This is a genomic window from Paenibacillus sp. J31R120 (assembly GCF_056269225.1).
This window is the reverse complement of sequence record NZ_JBWDNN010000002.1, coordinates 818592-843599: the sequence shown is the minus strand read 5'-3', so window position 1 is coordinate 843599 and position 25008 is coordinate 818592. Positions and strand designations below refer to the sequence as shown.

19 protein-coding genes are annotated in these 25008 nt (G+C 53.7%); 10 read left to right on the top strand and 9 right to left on the bottom strand.

Annotation, left to right across the window (positions count from 1 at the left end; translation table 11 throughout):
• Position 1 precedes the first annotated feature (1 nt).
• From AC0YNW_RS10320 to AC0YNW_RS10305, 4 genes are all read left to right on the top strand, one after another.
• A complete protein-coding gene (locus tag AC0YNW_RS10320; protein WP_475831871.1) occupies positions 2-682 on the top strand; it encodes a response regulator transcription factor in 681 nt (226 codons plus the stop codon).
• Complete coding sequence (locus AC0YNW_RS10315) at positions 679-2055, top strand: sensor histidine kinase (protein ID WP_475831870.1); 1377 nt, start codon at positions 679-681, stop codon at positions 2053-2055. Before AC0YNW_RS10320 ends, AC0YNW_RS10315 begins: the two co-directional genes overlap by 4 nt.
• Positions 2056-2132: 77 nt before the next feature.
• Positions 2133-4370, top strand: a complete 2238-nt coding sequence (locus AC0YNW_RS10310) for an MMPL family transporter (protein WP_475831869.1) — start codon at positions 2133-2135, stop codon at positions 4368-4370.
• Between the two features lie 25 nt (positions 4371-4395).
• Entirely contained in the window at positions 4396-4833 is a 438-nt protein-coding gene (locus AC0YNW_RS10305; protein WP_475831868.1) for a hypothetical protein, read from the top strand.
• A gap of 233 nt (positions 4834-5066) precedes the next feature.
• On the opposite strand, the gene AC0YNW_RS10300 is transcribed toward AC0YNW_RS10305, so the two are convergent.
• Positions 5067-6836, bottom strand: a complete 1770-nt coding sequence (locus tag AC0YNW_RS10300) for an ABC transporter ATP-binding protein (RefSeq protein ID WP_475831867.1) — start codon at positions 6834-6836, stop codon at positions 5067-5069.
• Positions 6833-8590 carry an ABC transporter ATP-binding protein gene (locus AC0YNW_RS10295; protein WP_475831866.1) on the bottom strand — a complete coding sequence of 586 codons (1758 nt, stop codon included), beginning with the start codon at positions 8588-8590 and terminating at the stop codon, positions 6833-6835. The genes AC0YNW_RS10300 and AC0YNW_RS10295 overlap by 4 nt, the downstream gene beginning before the upstream one ends.
• Positions 8591-8709: 119 nt before the next feature.
• Between AC0YNW_RS10295 and AC0YNW_RS10290 the strand changes: the two genes are divergently transcribed.
• Complete coding sequence (locus AC0YNW_RS10290) at positions 8710-9105, top strand: DUF4190 domain-containing protein (RefSeq protein ID WP_387469807.1); 396 nt, start codon at positions 8710-8712, stop codon at positions 9103-9105.
• Positions 9106-9133: 28 nt separating this feature from the next.
• On the top strand, positions 9134-9889 hold the full coding sequence (locus tag AC0YNW_RS10285) for an exodeoxyribonuclease III (RefSeq protein ID WP_475831865.1): 756 nt from the start codon (positions 9134-9136) through the stop codon (positions 9887-9889).
• Between the two features lie 74 nt (positions 9890-9963).
• Here AC0YNW_RS10285 and AC0YNW_RS10280 read toward each other — a convergent pair whose 3' ends face one another.
• On the bottom strand, positions 9964-10647 hold the full coding sequence (locus tag AC0YNW_RS10280; protein WP_475831864.1) for a TIGR00266 family protein: 684 nt from the start codon (positions 10645-10647) through the stop codon (positions 9964-9966).
• A 252-nt stretch (positions 10648-10899) separates the two neighbouring features.
• Here AC0YNW_RS10280 and AC0YNW_RS10275 point away from each other — a divergent pair, with 252 nt between their 5' ends.
• From AC0YNW_RS10275 to AC0YNW_RS10265, 3 genes are all read left to right on the top strand, one after another.
• Entirely contained in the window at positions 10900-11733 is an 834-nt protein-coding gene (locus tag AC0YNW_RS10275) for an aminoglycoside adenylyltransferase domain-containing protein (protein WP_475831863.1), read from the top strand.
• A gap of 476 nt (positions 11734-12209) precedes the next feature.
• A complete protein-coding gene (locus tag AC0YNW_RS10270) occupies positions 12210-13991 on the top strand; it encodes an ABC transporter ATP-binding protein (RefSeq protein ID WP_475831862.1) in 1782 nt (593 codons plus the stop codon).
• Positions 13991-15832 (top strand): ABC transporter ATP-binding protein, encoded by a 1842-nt coding sequence (locus tag AC0YNW_RS10265; protein ID WP_475831861.1) that lies wholly within the window; start codon positions 13991-13993, stop codon positions 15830-15832. The genes AC0YNW_RS10270 and AC0YNW_RS10265 overlap by 1 nt, the downstream gene beginning before the upstream one ends.
• A gap of 85 nt (positions 15833-15917) precedes the next feature.
• Here AC0YNW_RS10265 and AC0YNW_RS10260 read toward each other — a convergent pair whose 3' ends face one another.
• The gene (locus AC0YNW_RS10260; protein WP_475831860.1) at positions 15918-17066 is read right to left on the bottom strand and encodes a saccharopine dehydrogenase family protein; all 1149 of its coding nucleotides are present in this window, start codon (positions 17064-17066) and stop codon (positions 15918-15920) included.
• Between the two features lie 133 nt (positions 17067-17199).
• Between AC0YNW_RS10260 and AC0YNW_RS10255 the strand changes: the two genes are divergently transcribed.
• On the top strand, positions 17200-18258 hold the full coding sequence (locus tag AC0YNW_RS10255; protein ID WP_475831859.1) for a helix-turn-helix transcriptional regulator: 1059 nt from the start codon (positions 17200-17202) through the stop codon (positions 18256-18258).
• Between the two features lie 84 nt (positions 18259-18342).
• Here AC0YNW_RS10255 and AC0YNW_RS10250 read toward each other — a convergent pair whose 3' ends face one another.
• From AC0YNW_RS10250 to AC0YNW_RS10230, 5 genes are all read right to left on the bottom strand, one after another.
• Complete coding sequence (locus tag AC0YNW_RS10250; RefSeq protein ID WP_475831858.1) at positions 18343-19917, bottom strand: alpha/beta hydrolase; 1575 nt, start codon at positions 19915-19917, stop codon at positions 18343-18345.
• A gap of 21 nt (positions 19918-19938) precedes the next feature.
• Positions 19939-20967, bottom strand: coding sequence for a FecCD family ABC transporter permease (locus AC0YNW_RS10245; protein ID WP_475831857.1), 1029 nt, complete (start codon positions 20965-20967; stop codon positions 19939-19941).
• Positions 20960-21967 carry a FecCD family ABC transporter permease gene (locus AC0YNW_RS10240; RefSeq protein WP_475831856.1) on the bottom strand — a complete coding sequence of 336 codons (1008 nt, stop codon included), beginning with the start codon at positions 21965-21967 and terminating at the stop codon, positions 20960-20962. The genes AC0YNW_RS10245 and AC0YNW_RS10240 overlap by 8 nt, the downstream gene beginning before the upstream one ends.
• A gap of 37 nt (positions 21968-22004) precedes the next feature.
• Complete coding sequence (locus tag AC0YNW_RS10235; RefSeq protein ID WP_475831855.1) at positions 22005-23033, bottom strand: ABC transporter substrate-binding protein; 1029 nt, start codon at positions 23031-23033, stop codon at positions 22005-22007.
• Between the two features lie 103 nt (positions 23034-23136).
• Positions 23137-24798, bottom strand: a complete 1662-nt coding sequence (locus AC0YNW_RS10230; protein WP_475831854.1) for a helix-turn-helix domain-containing protein — start codon at positions 24796-24798, stop codon at positions 23137-23139.
• Positions 24799-25008: the final 210 nt, after the last annotated feature.

Here is a 25008-nt window from a genome sequence, read left to right as displayed (position 1 = left end):
CATGAAAGTACATATCCTAACGGCAGACGATGATCCGCATATCCGGGAGCTGCTGGGGTTCTACCTGCGCAAGGAAGGCTACGCGGTATTCGAAGCGGAGGATGGTTCCGCCGCGGCCAGCCTGCTGGAGCATACACCGGTACATCTGGCCATCGTGGATGTGATGATGCCGCTTAAGAACGGTCTGGAGCTATGCGAAGAAATTCGCCGCTACTATGATATCCCCGTTATTATGCTTACTGCCAAGGGCGAGCAGCGAGATAAAGCGAAAGGCTTCCTGTCTGGTACAGACGATTATATGGTAAAGCCGTTCGAGCCGGAGGAGCTGCTCTTCCGGGTGAAGGCGCTGCTGCGCCGCTATCAAATGGTATCTTCCGATATCATTACGCTGCAAGACACCGTTATTGACCGCAGAAGCTACGAAATTACGGTAAAAGGCGAGCAGATGCAACTGCCGCTTAAGGAGTTCGATCTGCTGGCCCAGCTAGCCGCGCATCCGGGGCAGCTGTTTACTCGCGAGCAGCTGTTGCGGCAAGTATGGGGCGACGATTATAGCGGCGACAGCCGCACCATAGATGTGCATATTAAGCGGCTGCGTGAGCGGTTTGCCGGGATAAGCAACGATTTTGTCATTACGACTGTAAGAGGCATCGGCTACAAACTGGAGGCTCTATCCAGATGAAGACTCTATACGTTCGCATCGTGGCCATCTTCATTCTTATCACAGTTATCAGCTCTATTCTGGCGTTATTCATTGCGAACGCCTATTATAACAACCGAATGAGGACGTACACTCAGGATCAAGTGCTGCCTGTCGCCGAGCAGGTTCGGCATCTATACGAAGGGTCTACGGATCAAGATATCGGGTCCTTCATGCAGCGCATAGGAACGATGGGCTACCAAATTTATCTGGTTGATAAAAGCGGGAACGGACGAGTCTATGGCTCTCCCTTCAAGCATCCCCAATTCGATCCCAGCATTGCGGAAGCCGTTCTGGCAGGCACACCTTACCTTGGAATGCATGAAGAGCGGCGGTTTTTGGAGATTATGGGCTACTTCGAGAACAGCATTCGCAATACAGTGGGCCTCCCTCTCCAGTCGGGCGATGAGACCTATGCGATGTTCCTGCGTCCCGATCTGAAGCAGCAGCTTGGCGAGATCCGCATCCTGCTTGCTATTCTTCTCGGCCATGCTTTTATTCTTATTCTAGCCCTTATCGTCATATTGACCCGTACGATCGTCGAACCGCTGAAAGCATTAAAAGCCGCCACCCGCAACATCGTCGGCGGCGACTATAAGATCGGTCTGGATGTGAAGCGCCGCGACGAGATCGGTGACCTGGCAAGAGACTTCTCGCACATGGCCCATAGCCTGGAGCGGCTGGATGACATGCGAAACGAGTTTGTCGCGAATGTCTCTCATGAATTTCAAACCCCTGTTACATCGATTCAAGGCTTTACCCAAGCGATCCTGGATAAGAAAACGACAGAAGAAGAGGAACGGCAATATTTGACGATCATTCATGAAGAGTCGCGGCGCTTATCCTCCCTCAGCAAGCAGCTTCTTACCCTTGCGGCGCTTGACAAAGAAACAACGCTGGCCCAAAGAGAGTCCTTTCGTCTTGACGAACAAATTCGGCAAGTGCTTATTGTCACCGAATGGCAATGGTCGAAGAAGGAGCTGGAGCTGGTTCCCGAGCTCCCTGAAGTGATGATTACCGCTGACGAGGGATTGCTGTATCAAGTATGGATGAATCTGATTGCCAACAGTATCAAATTCACACATCCCAGAGACCGTATATCCATAGCTATCCGCATTGACCGCCATATTGTCGTCACCATCTCCGATACCGGAGTCGGTATATCTGCCCAAGAGCTCCCCCATATTTTCGACCGATTCTACAAAGCCGACCAAGCAAGAGGACGTGCGCTGGCAGGGAGTGGTCTTGGTCTCTCCATCTGCCGCAAAATCGTCGAACTTCACGGCGGCACTATTGAAGCTGCCAGCGAGCCCGGCGAAGGGACTCGATTTATCGTTACACTCCCCTATTTGTAATACTCCGTTCATCATTCGTTCATATTCCTGTTCTACGATTAGCCATATCGCTAGAACAGGAGGTGTAACGAACACTCATGCATTCATTCCTTTATGGACTGGCCCGTTTTGTCAGCAGTCGAAAAGGCAGTGCTTGGATTATTATTCTTTGGCTTGTGCTTGCCATAGCATTGTCTTCCCTTGCGCCCGGTGCCAAGGAGCACGCCATCAGCAGCAGCGAAGACAGCATCCGGCACAATACTCCCTCGGCCATAGCGCGTGAGCTGACAGCGAAGCATTTCCCTTCGAATGACGGGCTTGTCGCCCTGCTTGTATTCCACTCGGATACCGCTATTACAGATGAACAGCGGGCATCTATTGCCGCGATCAGCGTATGGCTGTCTTCCGAACAGAAGCCGCAGTATCTGTCCGGCGCTATGCCGTATCATCTCTTCCCGCCGGATAAACAGGATCGCCTGTATTCACAAGACGGCAGTACCGTGCTGCTGAATGCTGCTCTTGTGAAAGGAGCTGACTCCAAGGCAATCAGCGCTACGCTGGACGAGATACACAGCTATGCGGATACGGTCGGACTTCATGGAATGCGACTGGAGACGACCGGGCCCGCCGGAATCGCTTCAGATACGACCAAGCTGTTCCAAGACGCCGATATGATGCTGCTCTTCGGAACGGTCGCCCTTATTCTCGTTATTCTCGTCGTCATCTACCGCTCGCCCCTGCTTGCCCTGCTTCCGCTTATCATCGCAGGCGTCGTATATGCTGTCGTTGATCGGGTGATTGGAATAGCCGCATTGAATGGATGGATTGTTGTTGACAAGCAAGCGATCTCGATCATGATGATTCTTCTATTCGCCGTTCTGACCGATTATTGCTTATTTGTGGTCTCCCGTTACCGGGAGGAACTGGCGCGGCTTGGCTCCAAGCATGATGCGATGAAAGCAGCCATGATTGGTATCGGCGAGCCTATTCTATTCAGCGGCGGTACCGTTCTGCTTGCCGTTATTACCCTATTCGCCGCTGTCTTCCAGCCTTATCATTACTTCGCGCCTGTATTCGCTATTGCGATGGTCATTATGCTGCTGGGAGGACTGACGCTTATTCCCGCCGTATTCACGCTGGCAGGCAGAGCAGCATTCTGGCCGTTCAAGCCGAAGCTCGCGACTGTGCAGAAAGAGCGGGAAGGGTTATGGACGAAGATCGGCCGCTTGGTCACAAAACGGCCCGCGGTTGTATCGATTGGCGTAGCCGGAATAATGCTTCTTTCAGCCGCCAACATGACCGGCATTTCATTTTCCTTTAACGTAATGAAGTCATTCCCGGAGGAGCTTTCCTCCAGGCAAGGCTTTGAGCTGCTCGAAGAGCATTTTCCCAAAGGCCAGCTTGCGCCTGTAACCGTGCTGCTCGAAAGCGGCAGCGGACTGGAGCTGACGGAGACGTTCAGGAACAGCCTGAGCCAACTGGCGGAGCGACTGAAATCGATGGACGGCGTCGAGAATATCACGCCTGACCCTGCAACCCTAGCAGCGGCGGGAGTATCCTCTTCCGTACCGCGCGATTTTCTAGCTGCTGACGGCCAAGCGATCAAGCTGGAACTGACGCTAACGGAGCATCCCTATGAAGCAGAAGCGCTTGCGGCGGTAAAGCAACTGCGCGACTCAAGCGATCTTCTCCTTCAGGACAGCGGCTTTAGTCCGGGAAGCACTCAGCTTCATTTTGCTGGGGGAACTGCACAGCAGCTTGATGTTCGAGATATGAATCAGCGGGATATTCTTGTTGTGTTTTCCCTTGTAATCGGACTGATTTTCATTATGCTCATCTTCCAGGCCAGATCGATCCTCATTGCCCTGACAATGATGCTCACGATGCTTCTCTCCTACGCCGCAGCATTCGGCATCGGCTGGGCTCTGTTGCACAACGTGCTGGGGTATGAAGCCATTAGCTACCGCCTTCCGCTCTATGCCTTTGTATTCTCCATCGCGCTGGGCGTTGACTACAACATTATGCTGGTATCCCGAATTACGGAGGAGGCGCGCAAGCGCAGTTGGAAGGAAGCCGTCAAGATCGGCGTGTCGCGCACGGGCAGCGTCATCTCCTCTGCCGGCATCATACTGGCCGCAACCTTCTGCGTGCTGATGACACAGCCTTTGCAAGAGCTGTTCCTGTTTGGACTGATTATGGCAATCGGCATATTGCTGGATACGTTCATCGTTCGGGGCATGCTGCTCCCGGCATTGCTCGTGCTTCTGGAGAGATGGCTGCCCGCCCATCGCCCGCTTATTCATAAAGGGCAAGATTCCTATTCGAACCAAACTTAATTCATGGACATGGAGGTTATTCTATATGTACGGATATTTATTATTTTCTCATTTGGCAGGTCTCATGGTATGGGTAGGCGCCATTCTAGCTGTCATTGTCATGCTGTTCATGCTGAGGAGCCAGCTCGGCAAGCCGGAGGCCAATGCACTGTCCAAACGCATTATCAGTGTATTCAGCCGATTCGCCCACCCTTCAGCATTTGTCGTGCTTGTCAGCGGCGTTATTATGATTATTCAGCTCAATATGGGCTCGGACAAGCCATTTTGGCTCGATATGATGGAAAAGGCTGGCGGTACAATTATTTTGCTGTTCCTGATCGTTGTAGGCATCATGGGCGGCAAGCTTAAGAAACGTCTGCAAGCAGCCTCGGGCAGCGTCTCCGTCTCATCCTATGTTACGTCGCTTGCGGTTTCCCTGATCGCTATTTTGGCTGTCGTTCTGATCGTGAGCTTGAAGCTGTAAGTCTGGGATACGACATGAATACAGAGAACCCTAATCATACAAAAGAACTGGTTTTTAGCGTGTTCTAGACTAAGCTCTGCAAAAAAACGATCGCTCAAAGAATCTCTATCTACTATATAAATAGTACTTGTTGTGGACATTACGAAAAAAGCGCTATAGCAATACACCAAAAACGCCGCTTGGAGCGGACGGCCAGACCGTCTGCCCAAAGCGGCGTTCTTTTGACTGAAGGATTAGTGGCTCTCATCGCCTTTCCATAATCGGCGGAACGATTCACTGGATGCCAGAAGCTCCTCCAGCTTTCCTTCGGCTTCTACTTCTCCGTCCTTCATGACTATAATATGATCGGCCTGCGCAAGTGCAGCCTTCCGATGCGAGACAACAAGGCAGGTCGCATCGCCGCGTTCTTGAAACAATCGTGTCCAGAGCTTCTGCTCCGTCTCGACATCCAGCGCGCTGGACAAATCATCGAATACATACAGCTCCGCTTCCCTGACAAGCATTCTTGCGGCAGCGGTGCGCTGTGCCTGACCCCCCGACAGCTTGACGCCGCGCGGGCCGATAACCGTCTCAAGCCCAAGCGGCAAGCCTGCCAGATCTTCCGTCATGACAGCCGTATGGATGGCCCGCGGCAACTCGTCGCCCTCGTCTGCTTGGCCGAGAAGGATGTTCTCCTTTAGCGTATCGCTGTACAGCCTTGGCACCTGTGCGGTGTAGGCGCTGCGGGGAGGGATGAAGAAAGAGCCGGGGTCCTCCACCAGCTGGCCGTTCCAGCGGACATCCCCGCTATCCTTCGGCAGCAAGCCCAGAAGTGTCCGAACTAATGTTGTCTTGCCCGACCCGATTGGTCCGGTCACGACGGTAAAGGCTCCTCTTTTCAGCTTCAAATCAATGTGCTCGATACCCCGTCCTGTCTCGGGATACCGGTACGTTAATCCCTTCGCGGTGAGCTGCTGCAACTTGTCGCCAGACGACAGCGGCTCTGTGTTGGCCGAAGTCCCGCTGTCCTCCTTGCGGAGATGCAGCGGCTTGAACGCCGTCAGCAGCTTGGCCGGAGCGCCCTGCAAGATCCATGTCAATCGAGTCAAGGCTACGCCCATCTGCTTGAAGTAGGTTAGGAACTTGCCGAAGTTGGAGATGAATTGCGTGACGAAGGTCAAGTAATAGATAAATAACGCAAAGTCGCCTACCGCAAAGTCCCCGCCCCGCATCTTGCTCCCTGCCAGCAGCAGAATCAAGCCCGTCCCCAGATTGACCGTATTGGAGAAGATCGAATCCAGTCCCTCCGTCATCAGTTTATCCTTCAGCATCGTTTTGCGGCGGGTATCATTCAGCGAGCGGAAGCGGTCCACGACCCGCTTCTCCGCTCCGGCAACCTGAATGGCCTGCACGTTGCCGAACATATCGCTGATCGCGCCTGTCACCTGGGAGGTCGCTTCACGGCTCGCGGAGCGGTACTTCTGCAGCCTCGTCGTCGCCAGTTGTGCGGCAATGACGACCAGCACCAGCGGCAGAAATACAAGCATCGTCATCTGTGCGTCAATCCGAACGAGGATAAAGCAGGCAACCACCGCAAAGCAAGTCATGCCGAATACGTCGACCGACCAGCTTACCGCTTCTTCCGACTGATCCACGTCATCCCGGAAGTGGCTGATCGCCTCGCCAGGCGAGCAAGGAATTGCTTTAGCCCCCGGCTCCTTCAGCACATGCTCCAGCAGGTTGCGGCGGAGCAGCATGCCCATACGGAAACGAAAGTTCACATCTGTAATAAAGCCAATCCAGATACTTGCGCTTCTGGCGATCGCCGCGCCTAGCAGCAGCGCGATAATGGTACCTGTTCCGATTGCAACGGCGCCGCTCAGTTCGAGGGAATCGAAAAACATCTTCATTATGAGACCTGGGAAGATCGGCATCAGATAGATGATCGTCCACATCAAGGCATTGGCGATATACCAGCCCTTGCGGTAACCGATCAGCCGCATCATATATTGAAATGAACTCATACTGTCGCCTCCTCCAATCCCGCTGCGAGCATGCGGCTGAATCTCGAAGAAGGATCACTCGCCAGCTTGGTCCGCTCGCCGTGTTCCACCATACGCCCTTGCTCCAGAATCACGATGCGATCCGCCCGCTGAATCGTGGCAAGACGATGCGCGATAATGACACAAGTTCGCTCGCGCAGCAGCTTGTCAATCGCCTTCTCCAGACGATGCTCCGTAATGGGGTCAAGCCGCGAAGACGCCTCGTCCAGAATGACCAGTCCCGGGTTGTTCAGGAATACCCTGGCAAAGGCAAGCAATTGCGCTTCGCCTGCCGACAGGCTTCCGCCTCCCGAATCCAGCCTTGTATCGAGGCCGTCCGGCAACGAGCCGTACCAGGAGGCCAAGCCCAAATCATGGAGCACTTCGATAATGGCCATATCCTCAATGGCTTCATTATAGAAAGTCAGATTGTCCCGTACGCTGCCCTGTATAATCTCGATATTCTGCGTAACCAGCCCCACCTTGTCCCTGACTTCCGACAATCGGCAATCTCTGATGTCAATCCCGCTTAACTTAATGCTGCCTTGCTGCGGGTCGTAGAACCGCAGCAGCAGACGGCCGATCGTCGTCTTGCCGCTGCCTGTCCTGCCCAGCAAGCCGAGCACTTCGCCAGGTTTCAGCTGAATATCCAGATCGGATAGCGTAGGCTGGTCATCATATCCGAATGTGACGCGCTCGATATGTACGGCCAGCGGTCCGTCTGGCAGCGCATCTCCGCGTCCGTCCTGTACCTTGGGCTGAAGCGCGAACAGCGCCTTTATTCGCTGCAGACTTGCATCCGCCTTCTGCAAATCCTCGATCTGTGTTCGGATCTTCTCAATCGGCTTCGCCAGCAATTCCGTGTAGAAGAAGATCAGATAGACGGTGCCTATTGTAATGCTTCCCGCCTTCCATAATACGGCGCTAATGGCAAAAGCCATCGCATTGCCGAGCGCAAACACAATAATGGTCGTAATCCACATCGACGCAAATCCGAGGAACGCCTTTCTGCGCAGCGGAAGCATTCGTCGAAGCAGCGAGTAGAATCGGCGCATGACGAAACCGGAAGCTCCGTTCGCGCGCGTATCCTCCGTTCCTTCCAGATGCTCGCCAATAAAGCCGTAGAACTCCGCGTTGACTCCCCGCCAACTCTGCCAGACTGGAGCTGCATACTTGCGAATCCACTGGATAATGAACATCGCGAATACGACGAATAGAAGCATGCCCGCTCCGATCCACAGATTTTCGCGGAACAGCAGCACAATAATCCCAATCATCAGAATCAGGTTGCCAGCCAGATGAATAATAAAACTGGAGAAAAAATTGGCTAGGGCATTTACATCCCCATCTACCCGCTCAATCAGCGAGCCCGATGTGTTGGACTTGTGGAAAGACATATCCAGCCTAAGGCAATGCTCTGCGAGATCGCCTCTCAACTTATTGGTCGTACGCCATGCCAAGTTCTCGCTTACATAAGTCGCAATGACGCTAATGATCTGTCCGACCAAAGAAAAGCCGATAAAAATAAGTGCCGCATACATAAGCAGCTCCAGCGGTTGGTCTGACTGGGCCGTATCGATAAAGTAACGGATAATTTGGGGGCTGATAAGCTGTATGCCTATCGAAATAAACAACAATAGGGCAAGGCCGATCAATGTTGACTTCTGAGGAAGCAAGTAACGGCGTAACATACTGTAATAATGACTTACGGATTCAGGCCCGGCTTTCTTCTTCATGATGGTTCCTTTCCTCTCTTGCTTGACAATCTTTTGTTGTATGCAAAAGACATGTTTGATATGATTTTTACAGATCAGGCACGCACGAATCGCCTGGTTAGACAAAAGGAGGAACCGCGTTGAGTCACTATCAGAATGACGACCAGCAGCAACAACAAAACTATCAATCGGGCGGCTATTCGCAGCAGCAACAGCACTATCAGCAGCCCCCGCATTTTCAACCTTATTATCAACCGCCCAAAACGAACGGAAAATCGATTGCCACTTTGGTACTAGGCATCTGTTCGATCATTATTCCTTATATCGGCTTTCTTCCCGGCATCGTAGGCATCATCCTCGGCGCATTGTCGCTCAAGGAGATCAAGCTATCCGGGGATCAAGAACAAGGACGCGGTCTTGCGATCGGCGGCCTAGTCTGCAGCATTATCGGCACGATACTTTGGGGGATTATCTCGTTGATCGTCTTGTTGGCGGTCGTGTTCATCGCTTCGGAAAGCAACAGCTATTATTACTAACGTTATACACGTAAGAAGGAGCCTTACCATGACCACATTCATATCCTGGAACGTGAACGGTCTTCGAGCTTGCGTCAAAAAAGGGTTTCTGGATTATTTCGCTTCTACCGGCGCAGACTTCTTCTGTCTGCAAGAGACGAAGCTCCAGCTCGGACAGATTGACCTTCCGCTCGGAGACCAATACCGCCAATATTGGAATTATGCTGAGAAAAAAGGCTATTCCGGTACGGCGATCTTTACCAAAATAGAGCCCTTGTCGGTCTGGTATGGCCTGGAGGATAACGAAGAGTTCGAAGGCAGAGTCATCACGCTCGAATTCGAACACTATTATCTGGTTAATGTCTATACGCCTAATGCGAGACGGGATCTCTCTCGCCTCGACTATCGGCTGGAATGGGAGAATCGGTTCCTCGGGTACATCAAGGGACTCGACAGCCGCAAGCCTGTTATCATATGCGGTGACCTGAATGTCGCCCATCAGGAGATTGATCTGAAAAACGCCAAGTCCAATCATGGCAATTCCGGCTTTACTACGGAGGAACGCTCCTGCATGACACGGCTTCTTGAATCCGGCTTTGTCGATTCGTTCCGCTATCTCTACCCCGATCGCACGGATGCCTACACCTGGTGGTCGTTCATGCCAAAGGTGCGGGAGAGAAACGTGGGTTGGCGCATCGACTACTTCCTTGTATCTGAGCGGCTTGCCCCAACAATTGCAGATGTCCGTATCGACGCGGCCGTCATGGGCAGCGATCATTGCCCGATCGGTCTTACCCTCGAATAAACAGGTCCTTCTTCATGAGTACGGTACTCCCGTCTGGATGAAGAGGGACCTTCTTTATTCGCGTTATATCTCGGTTATTTTGATGACGTCGGTATGTATCGCTGTATCCAATTGCCGAATGCGCCAGGATTCCGGCTCTGAATAAGAACAGTCCCTTCCCCGCGGAACCGGCAAACGAGCATCTCTCCGCTCTTCCAACTAGACACCCAGCCCTTCGAAGACTTCTCGATGCTGTAGGCCATCGTACTTGGCCATGCGACCACATGTCCGTTATCAATGACTATCTCTTCACCCGGCCCCAGCTTGACTTCATGAATGGCGCCGAAGGAGGATAAAAACACCATGCCCCGACCTCTCACCTCAACCACGAAGAAGCCCTCGCCTGAGAACAAGCCCCTGCTCAAATTTTGCATTTTGGTACTCACTTCAATTCCGTCTGTCCCCGCCAGAAATCCGTCCTTCTGTACAAGCAGCGTATACGTTCCGTCCAGTTCTACGGCTTCTATATCGCCAAGCGTCTTGGGAGCCAGCGTCAGCTCGCCTCCGCCCCGGGCGGCGTTCACTTCCTGGAAGAAAAAGCTCTCTCCGCTAAGCATTCTGCCGAGTCCCCGCATAATACCGCCGTCCGTCGTGCCTCTTAGCTCAAGCGTTGAAGACATGGATACCATAGCGCCGGATTCTGCCTTCACGCGTTCGCCTTGATCAAGCTTCAGGCGAAGCATAGCGAAGGCGCCTTTGTTCAGTACCTCATATTGCAAGCCTTCTCACTCCTTTGAATGAATCTATTGTTAGTTCCCTGTTGTTGTTCTTATGCCTTTTCAGTATACCGGATAAACACGAACATGTGTATTTATTTCCATTGTATGCTCTTCTCGAAATCCAGACAAGGTAGAGATTGACTATAGCCTTTGTTTTACCTTGCGCGGCCAAGCCGGATTGCTTTAAAGTTCAGAATATGAAACGCATACGGCAGCTTGAATACGCCAGCCGTAAGGAAAAGGAGAACCACAATGAATGGTTTACATTGGGAGGACTGTCCGCCGGACATCAGGCGCCAAGCTCTCCTCATTAACAATTATATGTATGATTTCTTAGGGGATGCACTGATTGGCCTCTACGTTCACGGCTCCATATGCCTGGGCGCTTATCACCCCGGACGCAGCGATCTGGATATGCTGGTGGTCATCAATCGGCCGCTGACACCAGACGAGAGACATCAGCTCATGCTGGCCTTTCTTATGTTTCATCGTACGCCAGCGCCGGTCGAAGTGAGCATTATGCTGCATGATGATCTCAAGCTATGGAAGCATCCCGCTCCCTACCAATTTCACTTTAGCGATTATTGGAGAAAACAGTATGCGGAGATGGCCTACTGGGACGACCGCGGCTTCTGGTATAAGGATGAGCTCACCGATCCTGATTTGGCTTGCCATGTAACACTTACCCGGCAGCTTGGCATTGCCTTGTACGGTTCGCCCCTTGCCGTTATCTCCTCAGCCGTGCCGGAGGCGCACTTTTGGGATTCACTGCGCAGCGATGCCGAGTGTCTGATGATTCCATCCGCGACTGAGGATACGGAGATGCGAACGGTTGACGCTGCGGAGGCGATGGGCGCCCTGACATTGGCGCGCATCTGGTCCTACCGCGAGACAGGCCTGATTTATTCCAAGCTGGAGGCTGCCGAATGGGCGATGGCTCGTCTCCCGGAGAAGCAGCGTCCTATTATTAACGGAGCCATCGACTTGTATTTGGGAATCATCCGCTCCTACTCATGTCCGATTCAGCATTGGAACGAGCTGCGCACCCTGCTTCTTGCCTCTTGCCCGCTTTCGTATGCCGTCTAGGATCACGGGGCCTCCTGCCAGCTCGAGGTCCGTTGACGACACTTCTCGGCTTCTGTCATTCGAGTCATACGCCCAATCCCCCGTTGCAATACTATAGCTACCGCCCAATTCTGCAATTGTCATGTTCATACATGGATACACGTATCTCCTTTCCTAGTCCCATCCCGCACGTCAGTATCTGGGCTGTGGAAGGAAGCTTGCAGAACTGGGCGGCGCAAGTCAGAAACGGCTTCTTTATCCAGACCGAGCCAGAGTGCAAATATACTTGCTAGTAAAAGATGCGCACAATCCGAGAGACTGCTGAATGAGATAACCCCTCAAATCAGCAGCTCTCTTTTTTATTCATCCCATGCAAGTCAGAAACGGCTTCGTTCGCATCTCCGTCTGAAGATGTATCACCATTCATTCCGTAGGGGCTATTAAGTTCTGCCCATTTATGACATTATTGGTTATAGAACACTTTCGGAGGTGCGGGTTTGAATACTTCATCGAAGCAGGGATCCCTGTCTATCATTATTCTTATGCTGAGACGCGCTAAGAAGCAATGGCTCTCCTATGCCGGCGTCAGCATGATCGCCATTGTCGCATCACTGCTTCCGGTCGGCTGGGCCGAAGCGATGCGGCGGCTCTTCGATGCGGCATATGCGCTGGACGGCAATGCCTTGTCGATAGCGGCACTCTGGTTCGGGGCCATATTCGCCTCCGAGCTTCTCATTTCGTTCGTGCAAGCCTTCCTGATGCAGCGCTTATCCAACCGGACAACGCTCAACCTGCAACGCGATATCTTGAACGGGTTATTCATCATGCGGCTGGTGAAATATAACAGCTGGCATACCGGCGACAAGCTTCAGCGGATGAACCAGTCAGCAGTCAGCGCACAAGCCGGACTGAATGAGAAGCTGCCTGAGCTCGTGCAGAACGTTCTGTCCATCGTGTTTTTGTTTGCGTATCTGACTGTGCTGTCCTGGCAGCTTATGGCGGGCGCGCTTGTCGCCGCACTGCTCATACCGCTGTTAAGCAACATGCTCGGTAAGCCTATCCGCATTAATCAAGAGCGGACGAACACGGCTCAAGCCGAGACGGATGCCGCCTTGCTGGACCAATTGCAAGGTGCGGAGGTCACCCGCAGTTTCAATAGACGTAAGGATTTTAATCAGAAATGGGTACAGCAAGTGGAGATAACAAGGCGCCGCTGGCTTCGAACGGATATGTACCGCGCCGTCACCAATTCTGCCATTATGATTGGATTTCTCTTCGGACAAACCTATATTTTCGGCATGGGCGCCTGGATGGTCGTCCAAGGCACACTAGGCATCGGAGCAATAGCGGCCTTCATTCTCTCCTATGAGCGAATCATCTTCCCGCTTGCACACATTGCCAATACATGGGCAGCGGTACAGGATGCCATCGCCCATGCGAGCCGTGCGCTGGAACTGGCGGAACAACCGGCCGACTCCAAAGCCAAGCAATCCGGCAATGGCGATGAACCGCCGGAATGGGCCCAGGATGCGGACATCAGCCTTGAGGACTGTACGTTCCGTTATGGCGACAACCCTGTGCTTCAGAGCTTCTCTGCGACCTTCCGCCACGGACAGAAGACGGCGATCGTAGGCCCAAGCGGAAGCGGCAAGAGCACGCTCCTTAAGCTGCTGCTTGGACTGTACCCCCCAGATGAAGGCATCATCCGGCATGGCGCAACCCCGCTTCATGAAGGCAATTGGAAGCAGTGGCGCGACCATGCGGCTTATTTGCCGCAGGACTCTGTAATTCTCGATGCTACCGTCGCTGACAATATCCGTATCGGCAAGCTGAATGCCACGGACGAGGAGATCCGGCAGGCCGCCCTGCTCGCCAATGCGCATTCATTCATCAAAGACTTGCCCGGTGGATATGAGCATCGTCTGGGCGAAGGCGGCGGGCGACTCTCCGGCGGACAAAAGCAACGGCTCGCGTTAGCCCGGGCCTATATCCGCAATCCGCGCGTGCTGCTGCTCGACGAACCGACAAGCGCGCTCGATGCCGCCAATGAAGCGGCCATGCAGGAAGCGCTGCGTACCATCGCCAAGGGCCGCACCGTCATTGTGGTTGCCCATCGTCTCTCCACCGTGCGGGATGCGGATTGCATCTTATATGTGGAAGACGGGCAGTGTATGGAATCTGGTACGCATCATGAGCTGATGCAGATGCAAGGCCGCTACGCTGCACTCGTTCAAGCGGGCGACTGGCAGGACAACGATACCGAAGGGAGGACGGCTTGATGAAACAAGCGCCGCAGCTAAGCGCCACTCCGCGCCTCCGGGAGCTTATTCCGCTGCTATGGAGCCGGCTCGGCAGCAGCCGAACGTTATTCGTACTCGCGATTTTTCTCTGCCTGACCGATCTGGTCATTCACCTCCTTATTCCGATGATGATGGAATTTTACTTTAATTTCTTGGAGACGGGTGAGCTGGACAAAGTAAGAAACTTGCTCATCGGCTTTAACATCGGCCTGCTTGTGCTGACTGTGCTTGGACTGATCGGGCATTATCTCAAGCAAAACAATATGAGTATCCTTCACCGCAATGTTGCGCTTGATCTGGCCGATCATGCGCAGCGGCTGCCGCTGGAGAAAGCGCAAGCTTCACATTCCGCCGATCTGCAGCAGCGAATTTACTGGGATTCGAATAAAGTTACTCTCCTGCCGGTCACGATCTTCAACAATATGGGTACCCAGGTTCTCATGCTTATCTTTGCTTGCATCTATATGTTCACGCTGCAATGGCAGGTAGCACTCGGTGTCATACTGCTCATGCCCCTATGCCTGCTGGGGAGCCATCTGCTGCGCCATCGGCTGATGAATATCGGCAAGCGGGTAGCGGATCAAGAAAGCGTGCTGAAGCAATGCCAGCAGGATGCCCTTCAAAGCATGGATATGCTGAGGGCCTTCGATGCCCAGGAATGGATGACGGAGCGATTCGTTCATGAACGCCAGAAGCTTAACGACCTGTATATGCGCAGAATGTGGTGGCAAGCGCTTGTCCAAACACTGTCCGTTACGTCCGCATTGCTGATCGCATGGGGTACCATTCTTGTCGTCGCCTGGCTTGCCGTAGAGGGCAAAATTCATATCGGAGCACTAATGGCATTCTTCATTCTCATCTGGAGAGTTTATAATCCGCTGCTCGCACTGGGGCAGCTATGGGGACAAATCCAGGAATCCAAAGGCGCCGCCATTCGAATCGCCAGCATATGGAATGCAGAGAAAGAACCGGAGCATAACGGGGAAATCAATAGTTCAGCAGACGATCAGGAAGCCAGTCTAACTTGGCACAACGTGCAGTTCGGCTACGATGAGCATGCCGGAATTCAGGAGGCCGAGAAGCAGGCACATTCGGACGAAAGGGCGTCAAGCCCTCCTCTGCTTGACGAGTTCAAGCTTGCGCTTAGACCAGCTTCGTTCATGGCAATCGTGGGATCAAGCGGCTCAGGCAAATCTACAGTCGCCAAGCTTGGTGCCGGTCTCCTCTTCCCTACCGCCGGCACTGTAAAGGTATGCGGAGCCGCTACTATAGAGAGCGCGGAGCAAGCCAGGCAATTTGTCTCCTATGTGCCGCAGCGTCCTTATCTCTATGCCGGGTCGATCCGCGACAATCTGCTTATGGCGAAGCCGGAGGCAACCGAGGAGGAGCTGATCGAAGCGGCGATGATCGCGGAAGCCCATGGTTTCATTCAAGCCCTGCCGGAAGGCTATGATACCGTCATGAGCGAGCATGGCAATTCGCTAAGCGGAGGACAGAAGCAGCGGCTGGCTATTGCGAGAGCGGTCCTCGCTGATCGGCCTGTCTGGATCTTCGACGAGGCGACCTCCGCGCTGGACCTCGAGACGGAACGCAAAGTGATGGAGGCCATTCTCAAGCGTTCCAAGGAACGCGGAAGCTCCGTGCTCGTCATCGCCCACAGGCTGACAACCGTTCAAGAAGCCGATACCATTGTCGCCATGGAGAACGGCGCGATCGTCGAAGCCGGAACACATGCCGAGCTGTTGCACCGGGAAGAGGGCCTCTATCGCAGCCTATGGCGGCAGATGGATGGCAGCCGCGCCGCCCTGCATACCGCATAACGCATAATCCATCAGACAGCATAACCGCGCAGCATGACGTCGAGGGACGTCCTGCTGCGGGGTTTTTTTGAATGGATGCAAACCGCTATGTGTCTGACTGCCGAAGGACTTTCCAATCTCGCTTTAGCTCAGCCCCGTCAATCTCCGACCTGAGCCGATGTGCTCCGTGTCTCCATGCGTCTTGCGTAGCCAGTCGCAGCAAGCCGCTCTCTTCCTCGAGATGGAAGATTTCCTCGGAATGATAGACGCCCGAGGGCGGTTCGCCTGTGTATAATAATTGCGCCGTTGCCGCTGCGGCGGCGGAGGTGGCCGCCCCTTCCTCCCGCCCTATCAGTAGCGCGCTGGAGCAGACCCTTTCGCCTCCTTTCGTCCCGAGCGTATCTACGCGTACGGCATATCGATCTGAACCGAAGCTGAACCGATCGAAGCTATCCGCCAAAGCTGCTTTGATACCGTCCTTGGCCAGCAGACCTGGAAGCCCGATTGCCGCCATCGCGCCAAGGCTGCTCGTTACGACCCGGGAATCAAAGCACAGCCTTGTCGACACATTCACCGTCCCAAGCGTATCCCCTAGCGTCAGTTGATCAGAGAAGGGAAATCGGTAAGCCGTTCGTCTGCCGCTAATTCCGAAGTCCGCCTTCCTTCCCTCGGTGAAGGGCCGTTTCTTAACAACTCGGCCATTCTCTCTAATCTCGAAGGGCGCGCCCACGAAGCTGTCGATCGTCCATTCAATTGCGGCCCTGCCATGCTTCTCTCCAAGGCCAAGCATGATGGAGATTGCGATATCCATCACCTCGTCCAGTTCAACTGCCGTCTCCATCGCAAGCAAATTAGTCATCCCCGGAGCAAGTCCGACGCTGCATACAGCGGTGGAGCCCGCCTCCCGGGCTATGGCGTCCAGCTTCTTCAACTGCCGCAAGAATGGCGCCTTCGCCGATATATCTACATAATGCGTTCCGCTTCGCAAGCATGCTTCTGTCCATGCCGTATCTTGCTGATCCAGGCACATGATGACTAGCTTGACCGAATCGAACCAGTCTTGGCTTGGCCTCTCGTTCACATTTAGCGCCAGAGGTCTTATTCTCCCCCCAGTCTGATCGCAATAGGCTTGCGCTTTCTTCAAGCTTCGGCCTGCCGCTATTACTCTGCCGGGAAATAAACGGCCCAGTCTCATGCAAATACCGCTCCCTACATGTCCGTAACCGCCTACCACTACAATATCCGTCTTCTTCATATTTACAACCTCGCTTTCCTTTCCAACGATGCTCCCTTACAATGTAGTAAGAATTATTCTCAATTATAAGGCTATGCCCTTATATCGCTATCCCATATTCATGGGATTGTTGGTTTGGCAGAAAGGAACCGATATGGCCTCTTACTCAAAACGCATAGAAGCGCTGCGCATCCATTCGCCGCTGGCCCGCAGCTTCCGTGAGGGCTTGCTGCCGCTGCTGCGTGAGCTCCTGCCCTTCGATGCGGCGTGCTGCACCTCCGTCGATCCCATTACGCTGCTGTCTACAGGAGCTATGACCGAAGAAGGCATAGAGCCTATTCACAGCAAGCTGTTCGAGCTGGAGTACGGAGCGGATGACATCCATGCCTATCATCTGCTAGCGAGCACCCAGCCGTCCATCGCCTCCCTGCAGCTCGCTACAGAAGGACAGCCTGAGCAAAGCATCCGGTATCGCACCATCCTGGAACCGGCAGGCTTCATCGACGAACTCCGGGCCGCGCTAACCGACGACGGGGCATGCTGGGGCTTCTTGACGTTGTTCCGCTCCGCTCATGCCCCTCCCTTCGAGCAGCATGAACTGGATAGAATAGCGGATATTGCCCCTGTGATTGCCCGCGCGCTGCGGACCTATACGCTGACTGTACCGGAAGCCGCATCGCATAAGTTAGCTCAGCAAGAGCCTGCGCTCTTGGTTCTCGACGATGCTCTGGCTCCCCACTATGTCAATGGGATCGCGGATGAATGGCTGGCTTACTTACGCGAGTGGGAGCAGCTGCCGGAATCCGCCATGCCGAGGCCACTGCAAGCTGTATGCGCCAAAGCGGCAGCCGTCTCCGGCAGTGAAGCCCGCACTACCGTCCGTATTCCGGACGGCACCTATCTGACTCTGCGAGCAATTCGGCTGGACGATCGGCGCGGTGAGGCCGGTCGCTACGGCATCGCCGTGCAATTCGAGCTTGCGAAGCCTTCCGAAATTCTCCCCTTGCTCGCCAAGGCGTATGCGCTGACCTCCAGGGAGATGGAAGTTGCGGAGCTCATTTTCCGCGGCTCCTCGACCAAAGAAATTGCCGCCAAGCTGCATATCTCCGCCTATACTGTCCAGGATCACTTAAAATCGATCTTTGACAAAACAAACGTGAACAGCCGGCGCGAGCTGCTCTGGCAGCTATTCACCCGGTTCGCACTCGATTAGCGCTCAGGCGAAGAATCTGCTGTCCGGCTAGTTGAAAGCAAACGATAAAATGGAACAAGCGGCCATCATGACCGCTTGCTCCTTTTATTTGATAAACCTTAGCAGCTCGCTTACCAGCGGGGGCAATACGGATACATGCCCTTCGTTGTCGAACTTCCGGTAGCAAAGCTTGAACCGCTCTCCTGCATACGGAAGCATCAGCTCATACAGCCGCTCCGCATCAGCGACCATCGACGGTTTCTCGTCCGACCCGATGCCAATAAGAAGCGATGCCTCGATTTCTCCGCTGCGCAGCTTGTCCTCTACTTCCGGCCATCGCTTCAGCAGATCATGCCCCTTCCACCAGATGGAGGGACTGCCCGCAATATAGCCCTGATAGGAACCGGGGCGGCTGAAAAGCATATGCAGGGCGAAGAATCCGCCCAAGGAATGGCCGAACAGCGTCTGCCGCTTCCGGTTAATCCGCACCATGCCTTCAATGACAGGCTTTAGCTCATCCTCGATGAAAGCAGCGAATGCTTCCGCACCGCCGACTTCCGGCCAAGTGGAGCCATCCGGCCTGGCAGGCAGCTCGGACAAGCTTGCAGGAATCGTATAGTCGTAGAATCGCGGCCCCGATACAATCGGATCCTCCGAATCATAACCGATCGCTACAATAACTTGAGGCTCCATCCCATGCGGCTTGCGGCCTTGCAGCCTCATCGCTTCCGCCAGCGTACCGAATGTAGCGTTGCCGTCCAGCGAGTACAGAACGGAATAGCCCTCCTCCGGGGGAGCAGTCTTGGGCTGCCATAGAAAGATATGGTATTCCCTTCCTGTCTTCCGGGAGCGGATCGCGAAGCGGCGAGTGCCCGGAATGCTGTACTCCTCTGTGCTCTCTTCCGATTCGAACGCAACAGGCGGCTTGGCAGCTTGTTCCACATGAACGGGGAACAGCCATGACAGCGATCGGAGCAGATGCTCCCCCATGTAGAGGCTGTCATGCGTCCCGCCCTCCCGCAGCTCGAAGCGCAGCTGTTCGGCAGGGAAGCCCTTTTGCAGGAACAGCTCTGACGCTGCTACGGAATAAGGAACCATATTCCTTTGAATGTTGGATTTATAGATGCCTTCGCAATCGCCCACCGACATATAAACCCGCAGGGAATCCGGCAGCGCAGACTGCTCCTTCACGAAGGACATCACGCCCTCAAACCAGAATGAAGCCGACAGAATTCCCAGACGCCCGAAGACATCGGGCCGCCAATAACCCGCGAACAGCGAGATGAGTCCACCGAAGGAGCCGCCGATAATGGCTGTATGCTCCGCTTCCGGCTTGGTTCGATACCTCTCGTCAATATAAGGCTTTAACCGGTCCGCAAGCTCATCTACATACTGGCGCCCCTTGCCGCCGAAGGGAGGATAGCTGTCCAGCAGAGGCGGGGCCGGCCAAGGCGTATATTCCTCATTCCGGTTATGCGGCTTCACACCGACGAACAGGATTTCTTCCAGCTTCCCCTGAGCGGCCAGATGGTCCAACTGATTGGACACCATCTCGAACAGCTCGCCGCCGTCCTGGACGTAAGCGACAGGAAATCTTCTGTTCGGCTCCCGATGATACGAAGGCGGAAGATAGATGAGCAGCTCACGGCCCAATGCCTCCATACGTTGAAAATGAATCATGCTGGTCCTCTCCTTTTCTCTCTAGCTCCTTGATCGGATTAACAAGTAGACAAAATACGGCACCCCGATCACCGAGATGACGATACCGACCGCAAGCTCGGCAGGAGCGAATACCGTCTTTCCGATAAAGTCGCCGACAACCACCATAGCCGCTCCGATCAGCCCGCTGATTGGAACGATAGAACGATGCCGCAAGCCGACCAGACGTCTGGCGATATGAGGCGCGATCAAGCCTACAAAACCGACGCTGCCCGATACTGCAACGCTTGCGCTGACCAGACCGATACTGCAAGCAAGCAGCACATTCTTCTCCCGCTCGACAGGAACGCCGAGGCCAGTTGCATTATATTCGCCTAGCTGGAGCATATCAAGCGTTCGCGCTCTCCACCACAGAACAGGCGGAATCAGGATAAGCCAAGGCAGCATAGTTGCGACGAACTTCCAATTCGCGCTGTAGATGCTGCCTGCCAGCCATACGGTGGCCATCTCAAAATCATTCGGATTCATCTTGAGCGATACGTACATCGTAATCGCACCGAACCCTGATGCAATAGCGATGCCGACCAGAATGAACCGTTGCGGGTCCAGCCTGCCCTGTTCCCGGGCGAACATATAGATTAGTGTGGTCGCTAGAAGACCGCCTATCAATCCGAACATAGGCATCATCATAACTGCAGCCCAACCTGTTGCATTGACCGTGCCTTGGAAAAAGAACATGAACAGCACCACGGCCATGCCCGCGCCCGCATTAATGCCTAGAATACCGGGATCGGCCAGCCCGTTGCGCATGACACCTTGTATGACTGACCCGGCCATGCCAAGGGCAAAGCCTACCAAAATTGCAAGAACGATTCTGGGCAGCCTGAACGTAAAGATGACCAGATCATGCTCCCGGCTAGACTCCCCGATACGCAGCAGCGTCTTCAACACGTCCGCAACCGACATGTCGAACATGCCGTTCGTAAGGCTCAAGTAAGCCCCGAACACCATAATTGCGACCGTTGATGCCGCGACGAGCCAGAACCTTGCAGGCGATTGCCGCTCAAACATGCTTGCCGCCCCCTCTCGTCTTGATCAGATAGAGAAAGAACGGTACACCAAATAGCGCCGTCACTACGCCGATCGGCGTCTCGAAGGGCTGGTTGATAAATCGGGACAGGACATCGCATAGCGCCAGGAACATTGCGCCAAGCACGCCCGATACCGGTATAATCCAGCGGTAATCGACGCCTGTCAGGAATCTTGCAATATGCGGAATAATAAGACCGACGAACGCAATCTTCCCTGCCAGCGCAACGGCTACACCTGTGAGGATGACCACCGATAAGATGGCAAGTCCTTTGACAAGTACCGTTCGCTGCCCAAGTCCGGCTGATACGTCATCTCCGAGCGACATCACTGTAATCGAACGGGACAAGCCAACCGCCAGTGCCAGACCGACAACCGCAAACGGAATCGCCAGCTTGATCAGCTCCGGGTCCATCTGATGGAGCCGGGCATTGTACCAGAAGCTAAGCCCCTGCGAAATTTGAAAGTAGCTTGACATGACGGCCGACAGCCCGCTCAAAAAGGTTCCGATTATCGTACCCAATATAGCCAGCTTAACAGGAGACATTCCGCCTGGAATAAGCGAGGCGATACCAAAGACAATGCCCGCTCCAATCGCCGAGCCGATCATCGAGAAAGCAATTAAGCTTACAGACCCACCGCTCGGCACAAAAATCATGGCGATTGTGACCAGGAACACCGAACCGTCCGAGACACCCATAATAGCAGGCGAAGCCAAGTAATTCCGTGTCATGCCTTGCATCAAAGCGCCCGACACCGCGAGAAATGCTCCAATAAGCAGAGCTCCGATCACTCTCGGTAACCGGGATACATGAATAATTTGATGATCGACATTGTCTGGATCAAAGTGAAAGACTGCATCCCATACCATCTCCGCAGAGATGCTTTTTGCCCCGAATGATATGGATAACCAGATCATGAATATAGCGGCTGCCGGCGCCATCACGAGGATGACAACCGGCAGCGAACGTTTGTGTCGCATAATAACAACGCCTTATAGATTTTTGATGGAGAGTGTCTTAGTTTTTCAGTTTCTCAACTGCAGCTTTCAAAAACTCGATCTTGCTGTACGCCGTACCGCCTTGTGCGAGCGGATCAATTACGTTGACAAAAGCCTTGCCGTTCTTGAATGCAGCAGCGCTCTTCATAATGGGGTTGGCTTGCAGCTCTTCAAGCGCATTCGGCGTATCTTTGTTCTCATCCGGTGAGAATTGAAGGAACAGATAATCCGGATTCATCTCGGCAAATTTCTCGACAGACAGCGCTTCTTGCGCTTTCGCAGCCGCAATCTCAGCCGGAACCGTCAGACCTAGCTCTTCATACAAGATTGGGTTGAAATACACATTCGCCGGGTACACATACATTTGACCGCCGCGGAGACGGACAACTACAACCTTCTTATCCTTCAGGCTATCGCCCACTTCAAGCTTGGCCGCTTCAAGGTCCGCTTTGTATTTGCTAATCTCCGCTTCCGCCTGCTCTTGCTTGCCGCTAAGCTCGCCCAGCAGCTTCAGGTTGGCTTCCCAATTCGTCGAGACGTGGGAATAGAGGATTGTCGGTGCAATCGCCGACAGCTTCTCTGCCGCTTCTGGAGGGAATTTCGTCGAGCCGAGAATGACATCCGGCTTCAGGGACAGAATCGCTTCATAGTTAGGCTCTGTTTTCTCTCCAACAGAAACCGCATTTTTTGTAATCGATTCGAACAGCGGCGGGAATACGCCAGAGAAGCTATTGGCACCGACCGGGTTCACATCCAGCACGATGGAATCCTCCATCGCTTCTACCGCACCGGCAATGACGATGCGCTCTACCTTAGCCGGCAATTCATATTCCTGGTCCAGATACGTTATCTTCTGAGTGCCAGACTCCGCTTCCTTGGCAGCCTCTTCGCCACCCGTTCCGTTATTGCCTGCTGCCGCGTTCTGGTCTGTCTGGGCAGCTCCCCCTTGTCCGTTCGCCGGCACATTACCCTCTTTATTACCTCCGCATGCTGTCATAATCGCCGCCATAGCTACGATCAGCAGAATGCTCCATATCGCTTTTTTCATCGTACTGTATTGCTCCTCTCTTCTCCTCCGTAATTGATAATGAATATCATTAGCAATTATAGTGGAAGAGTTTTTTCATGGCCATGGACATTTTCCTGTTCCGTTATGGACGATTTCCTGTTAGCAATGAAGCCATGTCCTCCAGCATGCGCACTATCGCAAGCGGGCTATATTCCCGCCATGGGTCGGATTCAATCAGATGCAGCTTCCGGTTAACCACATGCGGCAGCGACATCCATTCTGTGGACTGCTTGACGGCAGCCCAGTGCTCCAGCGTCTCCGACTCCTGGCAGACGAGCAGCAGCACCAGGTCCGCCTTCAATCTCGACAGCTGTTGCAGCGTTACCAGCTGATTCTCTTCGGGCTCTAAGCTTGATTCAGCAGGCTGCAATCCAAGTTCGTCATACAACGCATCCTGAAGACAGAAGCTATTGTGAACATAGAGCTTATCCTTCAGCAGCTTCAGCGTAAGCACTTGACAGGGGTAAGGCTTGGCTTGAGCCCTTATGCAGGCCTGCAGAGTCAATGATTTCTCCTCGAATTGCTGAAGCCATCTGTGAGCCTCCTGCTCCTCGCCAAGCCATTCTGCCAACCGTATCAGCTTTTCGCGCCAGCCGAATCCGTCCTCCGGCATCTCGAATACAGGTGCAATCGCGGACAGCCTGTCCTTCTCCCACTGCTCCAGGTTATAGTTGCTTACGATGAGCTCTGGTCGTGCGCTCTCCAGCTTGGCGATATTGGATTCCTTATAGTGGTTCTGGCGGTACGCATCCAGATGAACGGGAATATCGGCTCCGTAGCGGTCGTAATAACCTCGGCTCCACTTCAGATGAAGAGGCGCAGCGAATGGAACGATGCCAAGCGCAAGCAGATATCCCGTCAGCGACGTCGAACCATATGCGGCAACCTTGCGGCCGCGCTTCTTCATATAAGCAGATGGAGACATACCAGCAATTTGCTTGAACTTGCGGCTAAAATAAAATTCATCCGCATAGCCGACCTCATGCGCGATGTCGCGGAGCAACCGGTCGGAACGCAGCATCAGCATCTTGGCTCGGTTAATTCGTACACCCGCCAAATAATCCATCGCGCTCACGGCATACGTTTTTTTGAAGATGTCGACAAAATATTTGGGACTTAGCTCCGCAATCCCGGCTAGACGCTCAATTACAATTTCTTCGTAGTAATGCTCGTCAATATAGGCCCGTACACGCTCCAGCGCTCCCCGTGTGCCCGACTGCCGATCCTTTCTGCCCGTAGCGATCAGCTCGTACAATAATTCTTCACAATCCAGACGAGCCCGCCATCTCTTCATCGCTTCCCCGCTTGCAAAGTGATCCAGAATCGACCTGCTAAGCGCAGCGGCATGGCCTGGCGGACCGATCATTCGTCCGTCCAATTGCTCGAAGAGTCTTGTGGCAAGGCGCTGTTCATCCTGTTCGGCATCCGGATGCGAGCGCTCCTCACATGCCATCGCAATGTCCAGTCTGATCAAGCAGACAGAGAGTTCCCCCTTCTCTTCCGCCTCCAGGCCAAAGGTACTCTCCGGCGCGCATGCGTAGACATGATCCGGCTCCAGCTCCACGCTGCCATGCTCTCGTCTCAGCTTGCCATGTCCGCCTAGCGGTATGATGAACGTCCCGTGTACAGTCAGATGCTGCTTGATCAGCTCATCTGTAGCCCCGGTCAACAGCTCTACCGCCCTCAGCTTGACGTTTAATCGGCTTACATCTATGTCCCATTTCGAATCAAATGTCGAACTCAAAAAGACCACCCCAATAAACGATAATGATTATCATTGTCGTCATTGAGTATATCAAACCTGGGGCTATATGAGAACCTTATCTGCTGAAAATAGGGCATCCCAATCTTTCCATCCCATTGCGAGAAAACCAACTCATCCTCTCTTGCTCTTTACGCCATCCAGCAAACCCATGCACTCAGGAGCAGCATGGGCCGTCGTACATGCGCATCG

Bases quoted from the DNA above. Each gene is read 5' to 3' on its own strand.
- AC0YNW_RS10315 (WP_475831870.1), top strand. From the start codon at position 679: ATGAAGACTCTATACGTTCGCATCGTGGCCATCTTCATTCTTATCACA.
- AC0YNW_RS10310 (WP_475831869.1), top strand. From the start codon at position 2,133: ATGCATTCATTCCTTTATGGACTGGCCCGTTTTGTCAGCAGTCGAAAA.
- AC0YNW_RS10300 (WP_475831867.1), bottom strand. From the start codon at position 6,836: ATGAGTTCATTTCAATATATGATGCGGCTGATCGGTTACCGCAAGGGC.
- AC0YNW_RS10260 (WP_475831860.1), bottom strand. From the start codon at position 17,066: ATGAAGAAGACGGATATTGTAGTGGTAGGCGGTTACGGACATGTAGGG.
- AC0YNW_RS10240 (WP_475831856.1), bottom strand. From the start codon at position 21,967: ATGCGACACAAACGTTCGCTGCCGGTTGTCATCCTCGTGATGGCGCCG.
- AC0YNW_RS10235 (WP_475831855.1), bottom strand. From the start codon at position 23,033: ATGAAAAAAGCGATATGGAGCATTCTGCTGATCGTAGCTATGGCGGCG.
- AC0YNW_RS10305 (WP_475831868.1), top strand. From the start codon at position 4,396: ATGTACGGATATTTATTATTTTCTCATTTGGCAGGTCTCATGGTATGG.
- AC0YNW_RS10265 (WP_475831861.1), top strand. From the start codon at position 13,991: ATGAAACAAGCGCCGCAGCTAAGCGCCACTCCGCGCCTCCGGGAGCTT.
- AC0YNW_RS10285 (WP_475831865.1), top strand. From the start codon at position 9,134: ATGACCACATTCATATCCTGGAACGTGAACGGTCTTCGAGCTTGCGTC.
- AC0YNW_RS10320 (WP_475831871.1), top strand. From the start codon at position 2: ATGAAAGTACATATCCTAACGGCAGACGATGATCCGCATATCCGGGAG.
- AC0YNW_RS10245 (WP_475831857.1), bottom strand. From the start codon at position 20,967: ATGTTTGAGCGGCAATCGCCTGCAAGGTTCTGGCTCGTCGCGGCATCA.
- AC0YNW_RS10295 (WP_475831866.1), bottom strand. From the start codon at position 8,590: ATGAAGAAGAAAGCCGGGCCTGAATCCGTAAGTCATTATTACAGTATG.
- AC0YNW_RS10255 (WP_475831859.1), top strand. From the start codon at position 17,200: ATGGCCTCTTACTCAAAACGCATAGAAGCGCTGCGCATCCATTCGCCG.
- AC0YNW_RS10275 (WP_475831863.1), top strand. From the start codon at position 10,900: ATGAATGGTTTACATTGGGAGGACTGTCCGCCGGACATCAGGCGCCAA.
- AC0YNW_RS10250 (WP_475831858.1), bottom strand. From the start codon at position 19,917: ATGATTCATTTTCAACGTATGGAGGCATTGGGCCGTGAGCTGCTCATC.